This is a genomic window from Jeotgalicoccus meleagridis (assembly GCF_903994045.1).
Taxonomy (GTDB): domain Bacteria; phylum Bacillota; class Bacilli; order Staphylococcales; family Salinicoccaceae; genus Jeotgalicoccus; species Jeotgalicoccus meleagridis.
This window is the reverse complement of sequence record NZ_CAJEWD010000003.1, coordinates 299,487-319,938: the sequence shown is the minus strand read 5'-3', so window position 1 is coordinate 319,938 and position 20,452 is coordinate 299,487. Positions and strand designations below refer to the sequence as shown.

Here is a 20,452-nt window from a genome sequence, read left to right as displayed (position 1 = left end):
AACATGAAGATGGCTAAGAAAATTGTTGTTGTTGATGATGAAAAACCAATTGCAGATATTCTAGAATTTAATTTAGAAAAAGAAGGATATGAAGTCCACTGTGCCTATGACGGCAATGATGGATTAGATTTAATAATGGAGACCGTGCCCGATTTAGTACTACTGGATATCATGTTACCAGGTATGGATGGTATGGAGATATGTCGAGAAGTTAGGAAAAAACATGATATGCCGATTATCATGCTGACTGCTAAGGACTCTGAAATAGATAAAGTATTAGGACTTGAACTCGGTGCAGATGATTATGTAACAAAACCTTTTTCAACTAGAGAGTTAATTGCTCGAGTTAAAGTTAACTTAAGAAGAAATCATGCTGTAGCTAATAAGGAAGAAGAACCTGAAGATAAAAATATTTATATTAGAGATATAACAGTCATTCCAGATTCTTATGCAATTAAGAAATTTGGTAAAGATATTGATTTGACTCACCGCGAATTTGAACTGTTCTTGTATCTTGCTAAACACAAGTCTCAAGTCATGACTAGAGAACATTTACTAGAAACAGTATGGGGATATGACTACTTTGGTGATGTGAGAACTGTAGACGTTACTGTGCGCCGCCTCCGTGAAAAAATTGAAGATGACCCGAGTCATCCTGAATATATAATGACACGTCGTGGTGTGGGTTACTTTATTAAAGGTGATGACTAGATGAAGCAGTTTTTTAAGAAGCTGCAGTCCTTACAATTTAAACTGGTAATCATCTATATGCTTTTGATTATTATCGGTATGCAAATTATCGGATTGTATTTTACAAATAGCTTAGAGCGTGATTTGGTCGGTAACTTCAAAAACAGTATTGAATCACAAGTCGCCATTATTGATACGAGAATTAAAGAAATTAATGATGACGTTGGTGATAATCGTGCTGAAATGTACGATCAAATCCAAACGCTTCTAGCAGATTATGGTAACCGTCCTGATATTGAGGAAATACGATATATCAATGCAGATAACGTCCTTATCGGGACGAGCCGTATATCAAATGAATCACTAGTTGGCTCACGGATTAACGATAAGCTTTCTGAGGATGCCTTAAATTCAGGTATCGTCAATGATGAGATTTTTGTTAACGTCGATAAAGACAATCAGCGCGTGTGGATTCTTAATCAGCCCTTAATCATCGACGATGAAGTTGTCGGTGTTATTTACGTTGAATCAAATATTGAAGGTGTGTATGTACAGCTTGAATCAATTAACAACATCTTTATCATTGCAACCTTCTTCTCTCTAGTAATTACAAGTATACTTGGGATATTTGTTGCTAGAACAATTACAAAACCAATTACAGATATGAGAAACCAAGCCCTCCTTATGTCAGAAGGTGACTATACATCACGTGTACAAATTTACAGTGATGATGAGATTGGACAGCTTGCTGGTAGTTTTAACATACTTTCTAAACGTGTGCAGGAAGCACAAGCAAATACAGAAAGTGAGAAAAAACGACTGGACTCTGTCATCACTCACATGTCTGATGGAATTATTGCAACAGATAGAAAAGGTCGTATTCGTATCGTTAACGATATGGCGATAGGAATGATGAATTTAGATATATCTGCTGAAGATTTACAAGGACAAGATATGTTAGAGATCTTAAAGTTAGGTGAAGATTTAAGCCTCGAGAATATTATTCAAGAAGCAAATGAAAGTCACTTGATTTTTAGAGACACTCAAGAAGGCGTTATAACGCTACGCGTTAACTTCTCTGCTATCGTCACAGATACAGGCTTTATCAATGGTTATATCGCTGTACTGCATGACGTTACAGAACAAGAACGCATCAATGCAGAGCGACGAGAATTCGTTGCGAATGTTTCACATGAGCTTCGTACTCCACTAACTTCTATGAGAAGTTATTTAGAAGCACTTCAAGAAGGTGCATGGAAAGATGAAGAAATTGCACCGAAGTTCTTATCAGTAACAAAAGAAGAAACAGATCGTATGAGCCGCTTAGTAGAGGATCTACTACAGCTGTCTCGAATGGACAATGAAGCAGAAGAAATACAAACAGAAGTTGTTGATTTCAAACTATTTATCAATAGAATTATTGACCGTTTTGAAATGACGCATAAAGATGATGTTATCTTTACACGTCATATTCCAGATGCCCCACTCTTTACGGATATCTCTGTCGATAAGATGGGACAAGTGCTTGATAATGTTTTATCAAATGCGATTAAGTACCAACACGGTAATCCTAAACGTGTTGATATTCACCTTAAACAAAACACCCTCTATAACCGGATGACAGTGCGCATCAAAGACTATGGACTTGGTATACCAAGTAATAAGGTGGAGCGTATATTTGAACGCTTCTACCGTGTCGATAAGGGCCGAGCACGTAAGATGGGTGGTACAGGACTTGGTCTTGCCATTACTAAAGAAATCGTTGAAGCACATAACGGTAAAATTTGGGCAAATAGTGTAGAAAATGAAGGGACCACTATCTTTATCAACTTACCTTGTGAAGTGATAGAGGAGGATGAGTGGGATGTATAGAGGTTTAATCAGATCATTTATCCTCCTGATTCTTGTTGCAGTGAGTGCTGTTTTAACTTACCAGGTTTGGAGTTATGAACCAGAGTTTTCAGAGATTGACACTACTTTAGAAGGTACTAATAACGTCGGTCAAAATGAAAGAGTAAGTTTTGAAGAGGTTATGTCGACCTATCAGATGGTTAGAGTCAATGGTGAAGAAATTAAAGGAACGACAAATCCCGAAGTACTCATCGGTGTTAGAGAAGAATTAGCAGGTTCTAACTTAACCGATATGAATATATACAATACGACGAACCACTTGAGCGTGCGAGGGGAAGAAACTGGTGAAGAAGAGTTTCTAATTATCGACTATTTTTCTGATATGCCTTCTAAATCACTCTTTTATATGTTGGGTCTGAATCATGATTCAACAATTCCAGACTTTGATTTTGATCGTATTGTCGTTGATATTAAAGAAGATAATGTCATCTTTAACCTACTCGATGAAAGCCGGTCAAGAGTGGCGATTGTCGAAACAGATATCGATGCAGGATTTTTAAAAGGCTTAGTAGATGAACATATAGATAGTTTTGAAGCCTATACAGGTATTATTACTAATCAAAACACATCTAGTAATATGACGTCGATTTATGGTCCGTCCTCACCTGGGACGATGAAGGTTGAAAACTTTATGCTCTCTCAAATTAATACAGATGTCATCAATAGCATTATGTTTATGGATACGCCAAACGAAAGTAAGCAATCCGAAGATGTCTCTATTTTTGAAAGTGAAAATCACATTGCGACCTTTAATCCAGAAACCTTTGAGTATAGTTATACTAACTTAAACGAAGCGACTCAAGCGACCGATGATTCTCATAGAACCTTACAAGATATTTATTACTTCTTGAACTCTCATAATGGTTTATCACAGAATAATATCTTGTTTGATTTTAATGCAGAAGACAGTTCAGCAACATTTAGAACTACCCTCAAAGGACGTGTCATATTCTCTAACAGTATTGCATCACAAACAACTGTTAAGTATGGCTCTAACTCAGTTTATGAGTACAATAGACCTTTAATAAGAACCAACGCTAAGGTGTCAGATGGTAAAGATGTAGAACTACTAGACATAGAAAATGTCCGTTATCAAATCGCACTAGATGATCAGTTAGACTTACAAAAAGTATCCAAAATCGTCTTAGGATACGAGATGACTTATGCAGATGATGATACTGACTTTGAATTTATCGATTATACGCCACAGTGGTATGTGAAATACGACGGTGTATGGATGAAGTTCAATAAGGGAGGTCTGTCTTAATGGATTGGAAATTATCGAAATCTATTTTTATAGCAGCCTTCTTATTGATCAATTTAATCTTACTTTATATTCTCTACAATGAATCAAACGCGGAAGTCGAAAGATTAGCAGAGACCACTGATGTCTTAGATGAAACGAATATCGACACTTCCGCCCTAGACGATGCTGTGAGCGCGGAAATGCAAATATTAGTTGGGCAACCTGCAAAAATTAAAAATGAAGAAAAAATTTCTGAAGATAAAGAAAAAAAGCTAATAACAATTCCAGTTTCAGAAGGTGTAACCTTTGCACCTGAAGGTTTAACAACATTTAAAAACAGTTCAGTTTACAAAGGTAATGAGTACTATTATGATGAAGTAATGAGCGAAAAAGATTCGATAATTTTTAATCAACACTATGAAAATTACCCTATCTTTTCAAACGAAGCTGCCCGCTTATTTTTCAGTGAAGAAAGTCAAACAGTTACCCAAGGCTACATAGAGAATATTGAAGTAAATGAATACTCAAGCCCGACGACTGTGAGACCACCTAAAGTCATCGTTGAAGAATTATACTTAAACGAAGAAATAACAGAAAATGCTGTTATAGAAGGCGCAGAACTTGGCTACTACATCATCTTAGAAGAAGAAAATCAAATCATGATGCGGCCAAAATGGCAATTTGAAATTACGGACGGCGATTTAGAACGCGTCTTGTATGTTGATGCACTAAGTCAGACAGAAGATATTATTGAGAGAGAGTGAGTAGTATTATGAAGATGAGCGTATTAGCTAGTGGCTCAACTGGAAATAGTACATTTATAGAATCAGAACAAGGTAGTGTACTAGTAGACGTTGGACTATCGTGTAAAAAAATTAATGAGACGCTCAATCAAATTGGGAGATCACTCCAAGATATAGATGCTATTTTTATTACACATGAACATGTAGACCACATTAAAGGCTTAAAAGTGATTTCTAAAAAATATGATATCCCGATTTATGCGAACGAAAAAACTTGGGATGCAATTGAGCGAAAAGATATTTTGATTAACCCAGAGAAAAAGTTTCACTTTAATCCTCTGGAAGAAAAAGATTTATTTGGTATGAATGTACAATCTTTCAATGTTTCACATGATGCGATTGATCCACAGTTTTATACATTTTCTAAAGAGAATAAAAAAATATCGTTAATCACAGATACGGGTTATGTATCGGATACTATGAAAGGCATTATTAAAGAAAGTGATGTCTTTGTCTTTGAGTCCAATCACGATGTAGATATGTTACGTATGGGACGTTATCCATGGAATACAAAACAACGCATCCTATCAGACGTCGGACACGTATCAAACGAAGACGCTGCACATGCAATGAAAGATGTAATTACTAATAACACTAAGCGTATATACTTAGGACATCTCAGCTTAGATAATAATATTAAAGAACTCGCACGCATGAGTGTTGAACAAATTTTGAACCAGTATGACATCGATACAAATAACGATGTATTGATATACGATACTGACAAAGCAGTTCCAACAGAAATTTACCAAATATAAATATTTAGCCAGATTGCTTAGCAATTTGGCTATTTTTTTGAGCTTTCCACGACTTATCCACAAGTATGTTTAGAGTTTGTGGATAAGTGTGAGAATAACGTGGAAAAGTATGTGGATTATTAATATATGCATAAAAAACTGAGGTATAGACCCAAAAAAAGACGATAATGACGCGCTTAATGGTGAGAAAGTTATTCACAACCTGTGGATAAGTCGTGAATAACTCATAATATTGCAGTATATATACGATATTTTCCACAGTTTTGTATAATGGAAATAAAAACTTAATAATAGGAGAAAAAGATGAAACTTACAGTGATTACAGTGGGGAAATTAAAAGAAAAATATTGGATAGATGCTGTTAAAGAGTATAAAAAAAGAATAAGTAAATATGCAAAAATAGAATTGATAGAAGTTGCTGATGAAAAAGAACCGAATAATGCGAGTGAAAAAGATATAGAAATGATTAAAGATAAAGAAGGCGAAAGAATTTTATCGAAGATCAAAGACTCGCAGCATGTGGTGACTTTGGAAATCGAAGGAAAAGAATATACAAGTGAGAGTTTGGCTAAACAATATCAAACTTGGATGAATACCGGCAAAAGCGACGTTGTTTTTGTAATCGGAGGCAGCAATGGTATTGGTCGAGAAATGAAGAAAAGAAGCAACCAAGAAATTTCATTCGGCTCCCTCACCTATCCTCATCAGATGATGAAGGTGATGATTTTAGAACAGCTGTTTAGAGTGAATAAGATATTGAGGAATGAAGCGTATCATCGTTAGTGCGTGTTTCCTAAAATTATTTATGATGATTTGAAGCTTATCACAAGTAGTGCGTGTTAAGACACAATACGCACATGTGGTAACCAGAAGCGTATCATCGTTAGTGCGTGTTTCCTAAAATTATTTATGATGATTTGAAGCTTATCACAAGTAGTGCGTGTTGAGACACGATACGTACATGTGGTAACCACCAGAAGCTTATCACCGTTGATGCGTGTTTTTGTTATTAGAGATACAGTAACTGAAAGGTATTAAAGATAGATGAGACTCTTCAATGAAGATGGAGGAGTCTCATAATTTATTGATACATTTTAAAGAAGTGGATGCTATTACCTTATAAATTTAACAACTTTTAATTAATCATCAACACGATAAGTATATTCACCGTCTTTTATAATAACCAGAGAGCGTTCTGTATTTCTTGGGTTTAATACTTCAATTGTGTATCCTTCACCGCCATTTTCATATAAAAACTCACTTATTTCCCTGTGCGATTCTATTAAACCTTCCCAAGAGTTCTTTAGATTTGGCCTATCCCCTTTTAGGTAGTCAAACATTTCGTTAATTAATTCTTCATTTGTGTAAAGAATAGAAAATGTCTTATCTTCACCATCTAAGGTGATATCTAAGTAGTCTGAGGATTCATCTTTCCAATTTTCTAGAATGATATCTTCCAATACTATATTCCGATCATCATCTCCAGTATAGTTATTGATTGATCTTGTAGGATTTTCTTTATCAGTTGAAGACACTTGTTTTACTGGTTTAGGAATATCGAGTAATTCATAATTTGGATCTGCAACTTCATCAATTGGTATAAAATTACTGTCCATAATAGATTCTGGGAAGTGGTCTCCTACAATTCTTAAAAATCTTTCCTCTGGATCTTTTTCGTCATTATTTTCATAGACTTCATCAAATGAAGTCGACATCTCTCCTTTTGCGGATTCAAGTAGGTCTTTATGCTCTCTCATTGCAAAAAGTGACTTCGCATAAAAATCTTTATTATCTTCGGAAAGATTATTTATTACAATATCATTTTCATATAAATCTAACCAAGGAGCAATCTTTAGAAATTCTTCAGGTTTTATAGGAAGATATTCACATTCACCGGTCTGTTCATTAGTAAAACAACCTTTAGTTATATTAGTATCAAACAGTGCAGCTCTAACAGCCTTAGCAGTATTTATAGCATATATTTCTAATTTTTCATCTTCATTCGAGTAAATACTCTCAGAAACACTATCATCTATGGTTTCTTCTTCAGTAACATCCATTTGATCATCATTAGCACATGCACTCAGTAGTAAAATACATAGCATAGAAAAATAAATTATGACCCGCACCATCTGCCTTCTCCTTCATGTATTTATATAGATTTATTTTATTACCATTTTATAATCTACAGTATTGAATTTGATTATTAATCACTGAAATTTAGAGTCTTGGTTTAAAGTTGCTCGTATCTAAAATTATGTAGGTCCCCCATGCTTCTATACAAAAGGGGAGATGTTATTAAGTTTTCTGTAAAAATATATGACTTCATTAATCATACCTTTTTTCAAATAATTTTCGAAATCTGAATTATTCCATTAATGATTATTATTATACAGTTTGACAATAGTCAAAACTAATAATAAAAAATATTGTTTACATCTCACTAGCCATCAATTCTGCTTGTTCAACTACATTATCAACTGCTATCTTCTGAAGATCCGGTGGATAGCCATACTTCTTGAGCAACCTTCTAACAGTTACTCTCATTTTGGCTTGTGCACTTTCCCGCTTATGCCAGTCTACACTCATATTTTTTTTAATTGCTTTCGTTAACTCGTGCGCAATGGCTCTTAACTTCTCGTCACCTAGTACATCCTTTGCCGTGTCATGTGAGGATAAAGCATCGTAGAATGCAATTTCATCTGCGTTTAATCCGAGGGCTTCGCCTTCTGCTGCAGCTTTATCTATATTTTTTGCAAGTTCAATCAGCTCTTCAATCACTTTTGAGGTTTCAATGGACCGCTTATTGTATTGATTGACCGCTTTATCAAGCATCTCAGAGAATTTCTTCGACTGTGTCGCATTGGTCCGCATTAAAGATTTCACTTTCCCTTTTAGTAGACGATCCAGTAAGGCTACCGCAACATTTTTCTGTGGCAAGGCCTGAACGTCTTCTAAAAATTTATCTGAAAGAATCGATATGTCTGGATTCTCTAATCCTAATGTTTTATAGATATCGACGACCTCATCCGTTACGACTGATTTAGAAACTAATTGGTTCAGTTCTGCTTCGATTTCAGCAGATGTCTTCGTTCTCTGCCCCCCTGGACCGGGTGGAGCGATTAGTTTTAGTACACCTGATTTAACAGATTTGAAGAATGCTATTTCACTGTTCAGTTCTTGTGCTTCTGCTTCAGTTGCACAGAGTGCGTATGCTTTAGCTAGCTCAGTCACTGTATTGATAAATAATTTCTTGTCACTGTCTCCTAGTGCCAGTACATAGTTCACTGTGTCATTGAAAGCAGCGTAACGTTCGCTACGATTCTCAGACTCATATCCTGCATAATCGTGTTCGTATAATAAGTCCTGTAAAATATCATACTTGGTCAGCATCAATTCTATCGCTACTTCTGTATCAATACCTGTTTGGTCTCGGTCGTCAGCAGTATACTCTTTTAAGGCTTCTTTCAGGCTATCTGCGATGCCGATATAATCTACGATTAAGCCACCCGGTTTATCCCTGAACACTCTGTTCACTCTGGCAATCGCCTGCATGAGGTTATGCCCTTGCATCGGTTTATCAATATACATTGTGTGGAGTGACGGAACATCAAAACCAGTCAGCCACATATCACGAACAATGACTAATTTAAGTTCATCATTTTCATCTTTCATCCTTTTCTCCAATGTCACTCTACGCTGTTTTGGACCAATATGTCTTTGGAAATTTTCAGGATCACTCGATTGACCTGTCATCACCACTTTTATGACCCCTTTGTTATCATCATCCGAATGCCACTCCGGTTTTTGCCGGACAATTTCATCATACAATTCGACAGCGATCCGTCTGCTCATCGCTACAATCATACCTTTACCTTCTATCGCTTTCTGTCGTGTTTCAAAATGCTCGATAATGTCTTTAGCTAACGTTTCAATTCTTGGTTTAGAACCAGCTAGTGCTTCCACACGGGACCATTTAGACTTCAATCGGTCTTTTACATTGTCTTCTTGTCCTTCGGTAATATCTCCATAAGCATCGTCGATTTTAACGTCATCAGGCATATTTAAAGGGATAATGCGACTCTCATAATATATTTTAACTGTAGAGCCATCTTTGACTGATTGCGTCATATCGTAAATATCAATATAATCCCCAAATACTTTTTCTGTATTTTTATCAGTCGAGGCCACAGGTGTCCCTGTAAATCCAACAAATGATGCATTAGGTAACGCGTCTCTTAAATACTTGGCATACCCATATGTGATATCTTCACCTTCAGTACCAATTTTTGCACTAAAGCCATATTGAGTCCGATGCGCCTCGTCTGCCATTACGACAATATTCTTCCGATTAGATAAAGTACGCATGTATGCCTCACCCTCTTCGGGTGCAAATTTCTGCATGGTCGTAAATATAATGCCTCCGGATTCAACAGATAACAAGTCAATCAAATCTTTCGTACTTTCTGCTTGTTTCGGTGATTGTCGAAGTAATCCTTTTCCGCGTCGGCCTTTAGAATCTGAGAACGTTCCAAATAACTGGTTATCCAGGTCATTTCTATCTGTCAGTACGACTATTGTGGGATTATTCATCTCTTGAATGAGTTTTCCACTAAAGAAGACCATCGTTAGACTTTTACCTGAACCTTGAGTATGCCAAATTACCCCCGCTTTACCGTCACCTTCATCTGACGAGGCCTTAAGCGTGCTCTCTACTGCTTTATTTACTGCATAGTACTGGTGATATGCAGCAACTATCTTAGCGACTTTGCCATCACCTTTATCTTGGAATAAAATAAAGTTTTTAAGCATATCTAATAAAACATGCTTATTTAACATTCCTGAGATCAGGACTTCCAAACTGGGGATAGACAGTGTGGCTTCAGTCTCACCATCTTTTGTTCGCCAATGCATAAAACGATCATAATCAGCCGTTAATGAACCGACTTTAGTATTCAGTCCATCAGACGTCACTACAAAGGCATTGTGATTGAATAATTGCGGTACTTTACTTTTATAAGTTTGAAGCTGATTAAATCCTTGATAAATCCCTACAGATTCATTCGTCGCGTTTTTAAGTTCGATGACGACTAATGCTAGACCATTTACAAAAAGTACGATATCAGGAATTTTTTGAATGTTCCCTTTATCTACTACTAATTGTTTCACCGCTAAAAAGTCATTATTCTCTGGATGTTTAAAATCAAAGATATTTACTAAATCAACTAAGGTTTCCCCGTCTTCATTGTAGTGCTCCACTTCAATTCCATTCGTCATATATTCATGAAACGTACGATTATTTTCAATTAAACTTGGAAACTGTTCAATAGAAATTAGATGAATGGCTTGCTTAATTGCTTCATCAGCTACATCAGGATTAATTTTTCTTAATGCCGCACCTAAACGTTGATCTAAAATGACATCTTCATAATTATCGCGTTCTGATGCGAGCCCCACATGACTGATATCATTACCATGTCTAATTTCATAACCGAGTTCTTTGAACCACTCTAGCGATAACTGTTCTAAATCATCTTCATTGAAGAAGCTCTGCATGTTCATCTACCTCCAGTTCATCTGGGAGTTCAATTTCTCCTGACATTAGCTTGGGGAGAAGTGTATCTCTTAAATGTGATAAATTCATATTTTCCTTCTGTAAATTTAATATTTTATGGAAGTTTGGTTCTATTAGCTTATTGAAATTATCTAAAATATCGTCTGTTGGCGAAACTACTTCAATCTTTGAAAATTGGCTTTTATTTAAGTTGAGTGTTGCACTTCCTCCACTGCCTAAGTCGCGAATATATCCTTTCATTCTCTTTAAGGTGAAATATAAATAATAGAGTTTGTTTTTATTTGGCTGAAAACTGTTGACTTGTTGGTTAGTTATGCTGTCTTTTGAAGTAATAGTTACCAATCCTGGAGTTGCAATACAGCTAACACTTATAGAATTTTTTGGTAAAATTTTGTTTTTTAATTTACTCATACCAAGTTCGCTAATATATCTTTCAGTATTTAACACGAAAACATCTTTATGCATATCTGGAATAGTAATAAAAGGAATGCCGTGGGGAGCATAATTTTCTTTTATCTTGGTACTAGGTGTTTTCCCTGTTATTATGCCTCCTGAAGCATTATCAGCTATAGTATTTATCGTCCAACTTAATGGGAGTTTTCGATTTTTTAGGTATTGGAACTCTCCTTCATACGATTTATACGGATTTCTATTCTCGTCAGGAAACTCAAAATCAACAAACCATCTTTTGAAAAGTGTTTGGGATAATTCTTCGAGGTTTGCAATCGATTGGTTATTATTAGTGATTAGACCATTGATTGAATCCATAAAAGAAATTATTTTGTGCTGTTTTTCTATAGTCGGTAGGTTCACTTTCAATTTTTTTAACTCATTAAATGTTATCTGTGGGAAAGTTCCAGAACGTGATTCTGCTAAATTTTGTAAGTGATTAATAATAGGTTTATTTGTTAAATAATAATATAAATATTTTGGATGTAATTGAGCAGTATCGTTAACTCTCAATACCATTAATTTAGTTGAAACCACATATTCTTCGGGATCATAATCTATAAAAGCGAATCGTTTATTTTTTGGTCGTATTTCACTGTATAAAATGTCATTTCTCATTATTGATTTTTTAGCTTGTCCTGGTAAGGTCTTTACATCACTATAACTGTGATTCAGCACTGTGCCATCTTCAATATCGGAAGTATTTAAAAAAATGATTTGGTCATTTGGAAAATTATGTTTAACAGATACACTTTTTATTAAATCTTCTAAATTATACTCCATAACCTAATCCCTCCAGTGACTTCCGAATTTTGTCCTCGAGTTCTTTAGACTTTACAAACTGTTGACTCAGTTCAGCAGTAATTCTTTCCATTTTCTGTTCAAATGGTTCAGAGTCTTCTTCAACATCAGCTAAACCAACATATCTACCTGGTGTTAGGATATATTCGTGGCTTCTAACTTCATCTAATGAGGCAACTTTACAGAAGCCATTTACATCTTCATACTGATCATCGCTTGTACCTCTCCAAGCATGGAAAGTACTCGCTACTTTTGTAATATCCTTATCTGAGAATTCTTTAAGCGTACGCGTAGCCATATGGCCGATATTTCTTGCATCGATGAACAATATTTCATTTTTACGTTCATTTTTTCCATTTTTCTCTTTGTTTTTTGTTAAGAACCATAAACATACTGGAATCTGTGTGGAATAAAACATCTGTCCTGGCAAAGTAACGATACATTCTACTAAATCGTCTTCAATCAGATTTTTTCTAATTTCAAGTTCTGCAGTTGAACTTGTGGACATTGATCCGTTAGCTAATACAAAGCCAGCTGTGCCCGTAGGTGCTAATTTAGAGACCATATGTTGTATCCACGCATAGTTAGCATTCCCTTTAGGTGGTAACCCATACTTCCAACGATAGTCATCCAGAACTCTTTCTTGACCCCAGTCACTTGAATTAAACGGGGGATTCGCAAGAATGTAGTCTGCTTTTAATCCTTTATGCTGGTCGTAATGGAAAGTATCAGCATGTGTGTCACCTAGATTATTATCTACACCACGAATTGCTAAGTTCATTTTTGCTAACTTCCAAGTTGTTAAGTTATATTCTTGTCCGTAGATCGCAACATCACCAAGTTGGCCCTGATGATTTTCAATGAAACGTTCACTTTGTACAAACATGCCACCTGAACCACAGCATGGGTCATAGATTCTACCTTTATATGGCTCAATCATTTCAACTAACAATTTCACAATTGATGCAGGTGTGTAGAATTCCCCAGCGTTTTTACCTTCCGCACTCGCAAATTTCGCGATGAAATACTCGTACACCCTACCGAGAACGTCTTGTTTTTTACTTTCTGAGTCACCTACTGGGAAGGTAAATATATCGATAATTCCACCTAACTTAGATTTATCTAACCCAGGACGTGAGAAATCTTTAGGTAGCACACCTTTTAATGATTCGTTTTCTTTTTCTATCGCAATCATTGCCTTGTCGATGATCTGTCCGATTTCAGGTTTTTTAGAATTGCTGTTTATGTATGTCCAACGTGCTTCTTTCGGTACCCAGAATATATTCTCTGCCATATATTCATCTTTATCTTCTTCATCAGCATATTCATCTTGTAACAACTCTTCGTGCTTTTCTTCAAATGAGTCTGAAACATACTTCAGGAAGATAAGTCCCAGTACTACACTCTTGTATTCTGACGCATCCATACTGCCGCGTAACTTATCTGCAGCTTGCCAGAGCTTTTCTTCAAATCCAATGCTTGCCATAATGTATCGCTCCTATATAGTGATTTACCTCAATTCTATAATAGAAACTATGCAATTGTAAGCATCACCTCCTGATCGCGCATGTATCGTTTTATACAGGAGTCAAACCACATAATTTGACCTATTTTGACCATTGGGGTATAGTGTATGCAAGATGATAACGGAGGTAATAATATGGATATAAGAGAACGTAGTTATGTAAAGGGATACGGTAATGTGGATGATCGAGTGGTAGACCACATGACCACTTATAGTGTCAGCCTAAAAGAAGCAGCTCTTGCTGTCGGATATCGTTCGTACAAAGAGGCGATGTCTACTACAGAAGAGAAGCGATGGGATGCGGAGCTTTTGAAAGAATTAAAAGCCGATGGTTACTTTGAAGATTTAGCCCAGTCATAGAAGCAGAAAAAAAAGAAATACTGCGAATAAACGCAGTATTTCTTTTTAGATATTTTTTAATAGAAAAATATTAATGTGCAGCATCTGAAATTTGCTCAAAATCTAATACTTCATGTGTTTCAGCATTAACAATATAGTCTACGTTTGCAATTCTTCGACCATTTGAATTGTCATGTGAGTAAACACGATTTGCATTTAATTTCACAGTACCATCACCTAAGTCTGTCATTTCTACCAGTTCTACGTTTTCTGTTTTATGTCCTGTGAAGTTACCAGAAGCTTTGTTGGCTGTTATTTTATCATAGGCAGCACTGCCCTTTTTCAGGTAGTAATATATATTATCGTAATTATCATAATTGTAATATTGCGCTAAGCGACCTAGATACTCATTTATTGCACCTTCATATATCATTCTATCCTGAATTTCAGCATCTGGATTCGGTGCTTCAGTGACTGGTATATCTTCTTCATTTACTGTTTCCTGGTTTGCGGTATTGACCTCACGTCCACGCATAGTACCTATTTTTGTACCGTCAGGTGTTCCAGTTTCACTAAATATTAAGTTTCCCCATCCATTACTTTCGTAGATATAATTCTGATTACCTTGTAAATTTTGAAGTTGATTATCTGGAGAGCCGAGTGCATTTTTAAGCTCTTCTGATGTGATGTTCGCAAAGTACAATATCATTTCTACACTGTTGGAATCTGGGTCGATACTGCTGTCAGTACTATCTGAACCGTCACCATGAGGCATTTGACTTGAATAGAGAACCGCGAGATTTTCATAAACAGCAGCTACACTTCCCGGATCCATCATTGTGAAATCATGCTTACCATATAGGTCTTCAACTTCAGTTTGAGACATTCCTATTGATATAGCATCTTGTATAAAGTTACCTTGATCGTCATAGTTATCATTTTTATTAATATAAGCTTGAACCTCAGGAGAATTAATGTCAAAAATTAATGATGAACGATCACTGGTTTCTGAGTCGGTGTCGTCAACACTTGCTGAATCTTCTTCGTGCTTTGATGTTTCAGATTTTTCTTCAGTTTGCTCATCTTCAGTTTCCTGCTCTTTCGATTGTTCACCTTGTTGTTTCTTCAGTTCTTCATTCTCTTCCTTCAAACGTGCGATTTCTTCACTCTCTTCATTCTCCGATGTTGTTTCTGGTTCATCAGTATTGCACGCAGTAAGAATTAACGATAGTGATATCAGTAATAAATATTTTTTCATTCACTTCAGTCCTTCTATATATTGTATTTACTACCATTATAAGATAGATGAATACTTATTGTCAGATTATTTTAAGATTGGGTTGAATAAACTGAATATATTGTCGTAATTACGTAGTTGACAAAAAAATACGAGTGAGACTTAATATGTCTTACTCGCACTTTTATTCACCAATTCGAGGTGAAATATAGATTATATTTATTAAAATCTATATACTTCGCATGATGAAAGTCTGATGTGGCTTGTGATATAAAAGAAAAGTATCGCTCGTCATACTCATAGGATCCAAAGTCAGGGTCAGCATGGGTAGGTAACAATTCCTCAGCACGTTCAGACGTATAGTCAACGGTCTTTAAGATGTCATAAATGGTACTGATAGCTTGGAAAGAGAGTAGCACTTCATCGCCATTTTTTAGGTCGAATTTCCGGTCGAAATACCCTTGTAGAGCGTTAAAATTACGATAGTAACTATACCCGATTGTCTCCCCTGTCGTCTTATCTTCTATCAGCAAATATATATTTAAGGGCATGTTACGTCTCCTTCTGTAACTCTTTTAGTTGTTCTACCATCCAGAAGCTCCGGCTTTTAGGATTCAGTGGATGCGATATTTTTTTCGTGGAAGGATTCATCAGCATCTTAACCTTGTCAGAAAAATCCTTCAGCAGATGATGAACTTCTTCAATTCGATGGGATGTTATTTTAGAGGAACTCGATCCCCAAGCTAAAATGATATCATTACTGTCTTCGATTGCTTTTAGCAGGTAATTATCCGCATCTTCATGCGTCAGTACTTCAATATCATCCACCGCATCGTTGATATTAACGTTGGTAAATAAGTTCATTAAATAAACTCCCCCATAGCCCATCTCGCTCGCATTGTTAACAATGAGTTGTGTCGTGAGGTCTATTTTTACTCCACCTTCAAATCGTGGATACTTTGTAATCACTGTGACCATCGGTTGCTTCGTGTTCCATGTTTTCTTCAGTGATAATCTGTGCACGTCATCTTCGCTAAAAATACCTTCTGAACGTAGTACACTTTTTAATGATTTCAAAATTCAACACTCCTTTTATTTTTTCTTCTCTTCAACAACTTTGATGATTTCTGTTGCAACAATAATGCCAATCTGAACGACTTGAATCCAGTTCATGTCACCACCTCCTTAAATATCTTCAAATGATTTCATAGAATAGTATTCGTTTTTGCTGTTGACGATAACATGGTCTAAGACTTCAATTCCGAGGATTTCGCCAACTTTAACTAGGCGCTGGGTCATAGTAATATCTTCATCTGACGGGGAAAGATGATGAGACGGGTGGTTATGCGCAATGAAAATCGCAGCAGCATTAGAGAGGAGGGCATTTTTAAATACTTCTCGAGGATGAACAATGCATGTGTTCAGAGAGCCGGTATGGGCGATTTCAATACTGGTCACTTCGTGTTTATTATTTAAGCTCAATACGACAAAATGCTCACGGTCCGCGTCACTGATCAACTCTTTCACGATATCAGCGCCGTCTCGTGGGCTACGTATCTGGTTCGTTGCTACAGGGTGTTCTTGAACTAGTCTTTGAAATATACGATTAATAGGTATGATGGTAGTCTTCTTTTGCATTTACATTCCTTCTTCCTGAATAGTAATAAATAATCCGTACGCTCCAAGGATATAAATCTCTGTAGAGTGTACGGATTACAGGTGGTTAATGAGCGTTTCGGCGCCATGTTTGAAATATATAATTTTTTGTGATTCGTCGTTCGTGTAACCTAGGGCAACCAACGTTTCTTCTTTATATATCTCAAATGGCAAAATGGCAGAATTAATTTCAATTGGGTAGTACAGCCTGGTATCTAATGATTCATTTTCGTACAATGATTTTAATTTCGTATCTTCAAATAACTCATCACCTGACATTGAGACTGCTTCATCTGACCAAGTTAACGTAGACAACTCGGGGAAATACTTCTTAATATAAATTTTTAATTTTGTATTCATGCAGAGACCTCCTTTTTAATTTTTCCATATTTATAATATATTTTTAACTTTTATTTTGTTACGCTCTCCGATATATGAAAGTACGATACCCTGAGTAAATAAAAAAGCCGAAGATCCGGTTGGACCTTCGACTTCGTTTCTTTGTTCGATTAATGTTGCAACATCGGGATAAAGATATATCTTCACCGCTTCCACTTTCTGGCGGCCTACTTTCTTGAATTCGATGCGTTCAATAATTTCACTGAAAGCTTTTTTAATTAAACCTGTATTCTCACCGGATAATGCTCGTTTAACCCCTTCTAGCGCGGTAGAAAGATTCTCTGTACTATATTTATAATATGTTTTATCTACGTCTGTTATGGTTTTATTTTGTCGTTGTTGCTTCTTTTTAAGTTCAGCAGTGTATTCTTCAATTGGCTGTGCCAGAACGTCTGTTAAGCTATCGTCAGATTCTGACAAAGTCTGTAATTGAGTTATTTTACTGACCAGTTCATCAATGTCGTTTTGAAGTTTCTTATTAGGCATGGGTATAGTTTGACTACGGTTTTCAATGAGTGTATTTGCTTCACCGACAGCTTTTATCAGTAATTCTTCATTGTTCATTAACTGAAGAAACATGTCTTTAACAATAGGCTCGATTTCACTCGCGCGGATACTATTGGCACTGCAGACAGCAGCACCAGACCGTCGGCTTTTAGCGCAAGAGTATAGTTTGTATCTTACATCTGGTTTATTTTTCCGGCGTGACGTGTTATGTGATACCTCCATCGCACCCCGACATTGTGGACAGCGTAGTAAGCCAGTCAGTTTGTTACCATGTTCTGTGTACTGAGGTTGTTTGCTGCGCGTCTGGAGAACTTGTTGTACGCGTTCAAACTGCTCCTTACTGATAATCGCTTCATGCTGTCCTTCTACAATTAAGGGGTCACTTTTACCTTTTCTGCGCTTCTTATTCCAATCCTTATAAGTGCCCCAGATGACATAGCCGCAATACAGTTTATTGTTTAAAATATACTTAATAGCGACGGTATCAAAATGATTCCCGTTCTTTGTTAAAAATCCTCGCTGATTTAAAGAGTTTGCGATTGCGCGGTAACCCTGACCAGACTCAGCTGAATCAAATATAAGACGGATGATATCGGCTTCGTGTGCGTTCACCTGCAAAGGCTCTTTACTGCTGCGCCCTCTGTCATAACCCAGCGCAGCTTTAGAAGAAGTATAGCCATTTTTCGTTCGAGTTTTCATGCCCTGAGCGATATTCTCCTTCAACTGATATCGGTAGTATTCATTAATCGAACCATAGATTCCCGTCATTAATCTTCCGGATGCAGTGGTAAAATCAGCGCCCTGATTATTCAGCGAGAGTAATTCAATATTATTTGCATGCAGCTCGTCTACAATTTTATACTGATCAAGTTGTGAGCGAGTGAGCCTCGACAAATCCCATACATAAAGCTTGCTGAAGCATTCACCTTGCTTGGCATCTGCCAGCAGCGACTTCAAACCTTCACGCTTTTCAATACTACCGCCGCTAATCCCTTCATCTTTATAAATTTTATATATGACTTCATCATTACTGCTTGCCTGTTGTCGAATGATTTCCTCCTGGAACTGAAGACTTTTACCTTCTTTGGCTTGACGTCCTGTTGACACCCGGATATAACCTGCAACTATTTTCTTAGCAACATTCATAGTACTGTTTCCTCCCCTGTGAATTTCAAAATGTTTTTATTTAATCCCTTTATACGAATATCTGTCGGTTTACCATCGGTATTAATGTGTACTTTTTCGACGAGATCGAATATTTCTTGTTTCACGCGCATATCTACTTGAAGTAATTTCTTAACTTCAGCCGTATTCACTTTAAGATCTGGAACAGTTCTGTCTAACTTATTTACATGGTCATCTAACCATTGCTTAAATTCTAAGACAGAAATTTCACCCTTTGCGAGTTGATCTACTTTCACTTGTTTAAAATTAGAAAAACTTTTGCCCTTTTGCACTTGCTCCGCTTGACGATTGCTTAATTCGTGGCGAACCCTGTCACTTAATTTCCGTATCTCATCAGGACTTGACAGTAATCTTATGACAGACATCTGTACATGGTGTTCAAGGGTCTTTAGATTTACTGCTTTTAAAAGACAATCATTATAATGACCGCTCAACCGCTTCTGACAGACATACTTTGCTGTCGAGTTCTTCTGACTTTTGTTATGATGCGGCGTTAGTTTTGATGAGCAGTACGGACATATAATTTTAGTACGAAGATATGCTTTGACCGTACCGGTAGACCTTCTGTCTTCAGCTCTGCGTTGTCTTATAGCTTGTGCATGCTCAAATAAATCCTGGGAAACAATAGCCGGTAAGAAATTCTTTAAGGTGCCGTGAATACCGGTAAAATCACCATAATACTTCGGATTGATGATGATGTTCTTTATTTGAGCCGGAGATCGATAGACCCAGGGTACTGTTTTCGTCAGCCCCGATATCTTCTTATAGCCTTGCCCCGATATATAGGAATTGAAGACAAACTCTACGGTTTGAGCTTCAATAGGTTCAAGTACGAAACGATGGTCTTTGTAACGATAGCCGAATGGCGCTTCATAATTCACCGGCAAGCCGCTCTCGAACTTTCTTTTATTATTCATTTTCCGTTGCTGAACGGATTGTTCACGTTGGTTCTCAGCTGTAGCTGATAAAACCTGTAAAGCCAGTCTTTCTTCTGGTTTCTGGAAGTTGAAGGTGCCATCTTCAACGCTATGAAGGACGATTTCTTTTTCAGCACATAACTGAAAAAACTCTAGAGATTGTCGATAATTCCGGTAAATACGGTCGATACGATAAACCGTAAGGCTGACGACTTTCTCATCGTTAATTAAGCGCTGTACCTCTAGTAGGCCGCTTCGATCGGTTCGATTACCAGACTTGATATCATCGAAATGTGCATCAAGGCGGTACCCCTGCTTGGCGGCATATTCGGAAATTAATTGCTTCTGCCATATCACGGATGAATCAGTTTCTGTACGCTTAAACGACTGACGGGCATACGAAATATTTAATTTTCTCATCATAATTATGTGGCGAAGAAAAAAGACAGACGG

The 20,452-nt window shown here is 36.6% G+C and carries 18 protein-coding genes; 7 read left to right on the top strand and 11 right to left on the bottom strand.

Annotated features, from left to right (window positions below; translation table 11 throughout):
* The first annotated feature begins 9 nt into the window (after nucleotides 1-9).
* The 6 genes from yycF (at nucleotide 10) to rlmH (ending at nucleotide 6,191) form a co-directional block, all read left to right on the top strand.
* Nucleotides 10-711, top strand: coding sequence for a response regulator YycF (yycF, locus tag JEOSCH030_RS01730; RefSeq protein ID WP_185124898.1), 702 nt, complete (start codon nucleotides 10-12; stop codon nucleotides 709-711).
* Nucleotides 712-2,562 (top strand): cell wall metabolism sensor histidine kinase WalK, encoded by a 1,851-nt coding sequence (gene walK, locus JEOSCH030_RS01725; protein ID WP_185124897.1) that lies wholly within the window; start codon nucleotides 712-714, stop codon nucleotides 2,560-2,562.
* Nucleotides 2,555-3,868 carry a YycH family regulatory protein gene (locus JEOSCH030_RS01720; RefSeq protein WP_185124896.1) on the top strand — a complete coding sequence of 438 codons (1,314 nt, stop codon included), beginning with the start codon at nucleotides 2,555-2,557 and terminating at the stop codon, nucleotides 3,866-3,868. Before walK ends, JEOSCH030_RS01720 begins: the two co-directional genes overlap by 8 nt.
* On the top strand, nucleotides 3,868-4,611 hold the full coding sequence (gene yycI / locus JEOSCH030_RS01715) for a two-component system regulatory protein YycI (RefSeq protein WP_185124895.1): 744 nt from the start codon (nucleotides 3,868-3,870) through the stop codon (nucleotides 4,609-4,611). The genes JEOSCH030_RS01720 and yycI overlap by 1 nt, the downstream gene beginning before the upstream one ends.
* Nucleotides 4,608-5,408 carry an MBL fold metallo-hydrolase gene (locus tag JEOSCH030_RS01710; RefSeq protein WP_235962186.1) on the top strand — a complete coding sequence of 267 codons (801 nt, stop codon included), beginning with the start codon at nucleotides 4,608-4,610 and terminating at the stop codon, nucleotides 5,406-5,408. Before yycI ends, JEOSCH030_RS01710 begins: the two co-directional genes overlap by 4 nt.
* A gap of 303 nt (nucleotides 5,409-5,711) precedes the next feature.
* Complete coding sequence (rlmH, locus tag JEOSCH030_RS01705) at nucleotides 5,712-6,191, top strand: 23S rRNA (pseudouridine(1915)-N(3))-methyltransferase RlmH (RefSeq protein ID WP_185124894.1); 480 nt, start codon at nucleotides 5,712-5,714, stop codon at nucleotides 6,189-6,191.
* 356 nt (nucleotides 6,192-6,547) lie between these two features.
* Here the strand turns inward: rlmH and JEOSCH030_RS01700 are convergent, their stop codons facing one another.
* From JEOSCH030_RS01700 to JEOSCH030_RS01685, 4 genes are all read right to left on the bottom strand, one after another.
* Complete coding sequence (locus JEOSCH030_RS01700; protein ID WP_208454272.1) at nucleotides 6,548-7,537, bottom strand: hypothetical protein; 990 nt, start codon at nucleotides 7,535-7,537, stop codon at nucleotides 6,548-6,550.
* Nucleotides 7,538-7,841: 304 nt separating this feature from the next.
* Nucleotides 7,842-10,970, bottom strand: a complete 3,129-nt coding sequence (locus JEOSCH030_RS01695; protein ID WP_185124892.1) for a type I restriction endonuclease subunit R — start codon at nucleotides 10,968-10,970, stop codon at nucleotides 7,842-7,844.
* The gene (locus JEOSCH030_RS01690) at nucleotides 10,945-12,216 is read right to left on the bottom strand and encodes a restriction endonuclease subunit S (RefSeq protein WP_185124891.1); all 1,272 of its coding nucleotides are present in this window, start codon (nucleotides 12,214-12,216) and stop codon (nucleotides 10,945-10,947) included. The genes JEOSCH030_RS01695 and JEOSCH030_RS01690 overlap by 26 nt, the downstream gene beginning before the upstream one ends.
* Entirely contained in the window at nucleotides 12,206-13,720 is a 1,515-nt protein-coding gene (locus tag JEOSCH030_RS01685) for a class I SAM-dependent DNA methyltransferase (RefSeq protein ID WP_185124890.1), read from the bottom strand. Before JEOSCH030_RS01685 ends, JEOSCH030_RS01690 begins: the two co-directional genes overlap by 11 nt.
* A 174-nt stretch (nucleotides 13,721-13,894) precedes the next feature.
* On the opposite strand from JEOSCH030_RS01685, the gene JEOSCH030_RS01680 reads away from it, so the two are divergent.
* On the top strand, nucleotides 13,895-14,119 hold the full coding sequence (locus JEOSCH030_RS01680) for a hypothetical protein (protein WP_185124889.1): 225 nt from the start codon (nucleotides 13,895-13,897) through the stop codon (nucleotides 14,117-14,119).
* Between the two features lie 70 nt (nucleotides 14,120-14,189).
* Here the strand turns inward: JEOSCH030_RS01680 and JEOSCH030_RS01675 are convergent, their stop codons facing one another.
* The 7 genes from JEOSCH030_RS01675 to JEOSCH030_RS01645 all read right to left on the bottom strand — a co-directional run bounded on the left by JEOSCH030_RS01675 (nucleotide 14,190) and on the right by JEOSCH030_RS01645 (nucleotide 20,422).
* Nucleotides 14,190-15,356 (bottom strand): hypothetical protein, encoded by a 1,167-nt coding sequence (locus JEOSCH030_RS01675; RefSeq protein ID WP_185124888.1) that lies wholly within the window; start codon nucleotides 15,354-15,356, stop codon nucleotides 14,190-14,192.
* A gap of 167 nt (nucleotides 15,357-15,523) precedes the next feature.
* Nucleotides 15,524-15,886 carry a hypothetical protein gene (locus JEOSCH030_RS01670; RefSeq protein WP_185124887.1) on the bottom strand — a complete coding sequence of 121 codons (363 nt, stop codon included), beginning with the start codon at nucleotides 15,884-15,886 and terminating at the stop codon, nucleotides 15,524-15,526.
* Between the two features lies 1 nt (nucleotide 15,887).
* Nucleotides 15,888-16,412: a DUF1643 domain-containing protein gene (locus JEOSCH030_RS01665; RefSeq protein WP_185124886.1), complete on the bottom strand. Its 525-nt coding sequence runs from the start codon at nucleotides 16,410-16,412 to the stop codon at nucleotides 15,888-15,890.
* Between the two features lie 108 nt (nucleotides 16,413-16,520).
* Nucleotides 16,521-16,973, bottom strand: coding sequence for a JAB domain-containing protein (locus JEOSCH030_RS01660; RefSeq protein ID WP_185124885.1), 453 nt, complete (start codon nucleotides 16,971-16,973; stop codon nucleotides 16,521-16,523).
* Nucleotides 16,974-17,048: 75 nt separating this feature from the next.
* The gene (locus JEOSCH030_RS01655) at nucleotides 17,049-17,351 is read right to left on the bottom strand and encodes an SAUGI family uracil-DNA glycosylase inhibitor (protein ID WP_185124884.1); all 303 of its coding nucleotides are present in this window, start codon (nucleotides 17,349-17,351) and stop codon (nucleotides 17,049-17,051) included.
* Between the two features lie 30 nt (nucleotides 17,352-17,381).
* On the bottom strand, nucleotides 17,382-19,043 hold the full coding sequence (locus JEOSCH030_RS01650; protein WP_185124883.1) for a recombinase family protein: 1,662 nt from the start codon (nucleotides 19,041-19,043) through the stop codon (nucleotides 17,382-17,384).
* Nucleotides 19,040-20,422 carry a recombinase family protein gene (locus tag JEOSCH030_RS01645; protein WP_185124882.1) on the bottom strand — a complete coding sequence of 461 codons (1,383 nt, stop codon included), beginning with the start codon at nucleotides 20,420-20,422 and terminating at the stop codon, nucleotides 19,040-19,042. The genes JEOSCH030_RS01650 and JEOSCH030_RS01645 overlap by 4 nt, the downstream gene beginning before the upstream one ends.
* Between the last annotated feature and the right edge of the window lie 30 nt (nucleotides 20,423-20,452).

What these genes read in the sequence shown, in the direction of transcription:
- yycF (WP_185124898.1), top strand. Translation starts at nt 10, where the DNA reads ATGGCTAAGAAAATTGTTGTTGTTGATGATGAAAAACCAATTGCAGAT.
- walK (WP_185124897.1), top strand. Translation starts at nt 712, where the DNA reads ATGAAGCAGTTTTTTAAGAAGCTGCAGTCCTTACAATTTAAACTGGTA.
- JEOSCH030_RS01720 (WP_185124896.1), top strand. Translation starts at nt 2,555, where the DNA reads ATGTATAGAGGTTTAATCAGATCATTTATCCTCCTGATTCTTGTTGCA.
- yycI (WP_185124895.1), top strand. Translation starts at nt 3,868, where the DNA reads ATGGATTGGAAATTATCGAAATCTATTTTTATAGCAGCCTTCTTATTG.
- rlmH (WP_185124894.1), top strand. Translation starts at nt 5,712, where the DNA reads ATGAAACTTACAGTGATTACAGTGGGGAAATTAAAAGAAAAATATTGG.
- JEOSCH030_RS01695 (WP_185124892.1), bottom strand. Translation starts at nt 10,970, where the DNA reads ATGAACATGCAGAGCTTCTTCAATGAAGATGATTTAGAACAGTTATCG.
- JEOSCH030_RS01690 (WP_185124891.1), bottom strand. Translation starts at nt 12,216, where the DNA reads ATGGAGTATAATTTAGAAGATTTAATAAAAAGTGTATCTGTTAAACAT.
- JEOSCH030_RS01685 (WP_185124890.1), bottom strand. Translation starts at nt 13,720, where the DNA reads ATGGCAAGCATTGGATTTGAAGAAAAGCTCTGGCAAGCTGCAGATAAG.
- JEOSCH030_RS01680 (WP_185124889.1), top strand. Translation starts at nt 13,895, where the DNA reads ATGGATATAAGAGAACGTAGTTATGTAAAGGGATACGGTAATGTGGAT.
- JEOSCH030_RS01675 (WP_185124888.1), bottom strand. Translation starts at nt 15,356, where the DNA reads ATGAAAAAATATTTATTACTGATATCACTATCGTTAATTCTTACTGCG.
- JEOSCH030_RS01670 (WP_185124887.1), bottom strand. Translation starts at nt 15,886, where the DNA reads ATGCCCTTAAATATATATTTGCTGATAGAAGATAAGACGACAGGGGAG.
- JEOSCH030_RS01660 (WP_185124885.1), bottom strand. Translation starts at nt 16,973, where the DNA reads ATGCAAAAGAAGACTACCATCATACCTATTAATCGTATATTTCAAAGA.
- JEOSCH030_RS01655 (WP_185124884.1), bottom strand. Translation starts at nt 17,351, where the DNA reads ATGAATACAAAATTAAAAATTTATATTAAGAAGTATTTCCCCGAGTTG.
- JEOSCH030_RS01650 (WP_185124883.1), bottom strand. Translation starts at nt 19,043, where the DNA reads ATGAATGTTGCTAAGAAAATAGTTGCAGGTTATATCCGGGTGTCAACA.
- JEOSCH030_RS01645 (WP_185124882.1), bottom strand. Translation starts at nt 20,422, where the DNA reads ATGATGAGAAAATTAAATATTTCGTATGCCCGTCAGTCGTTTAAGCGT.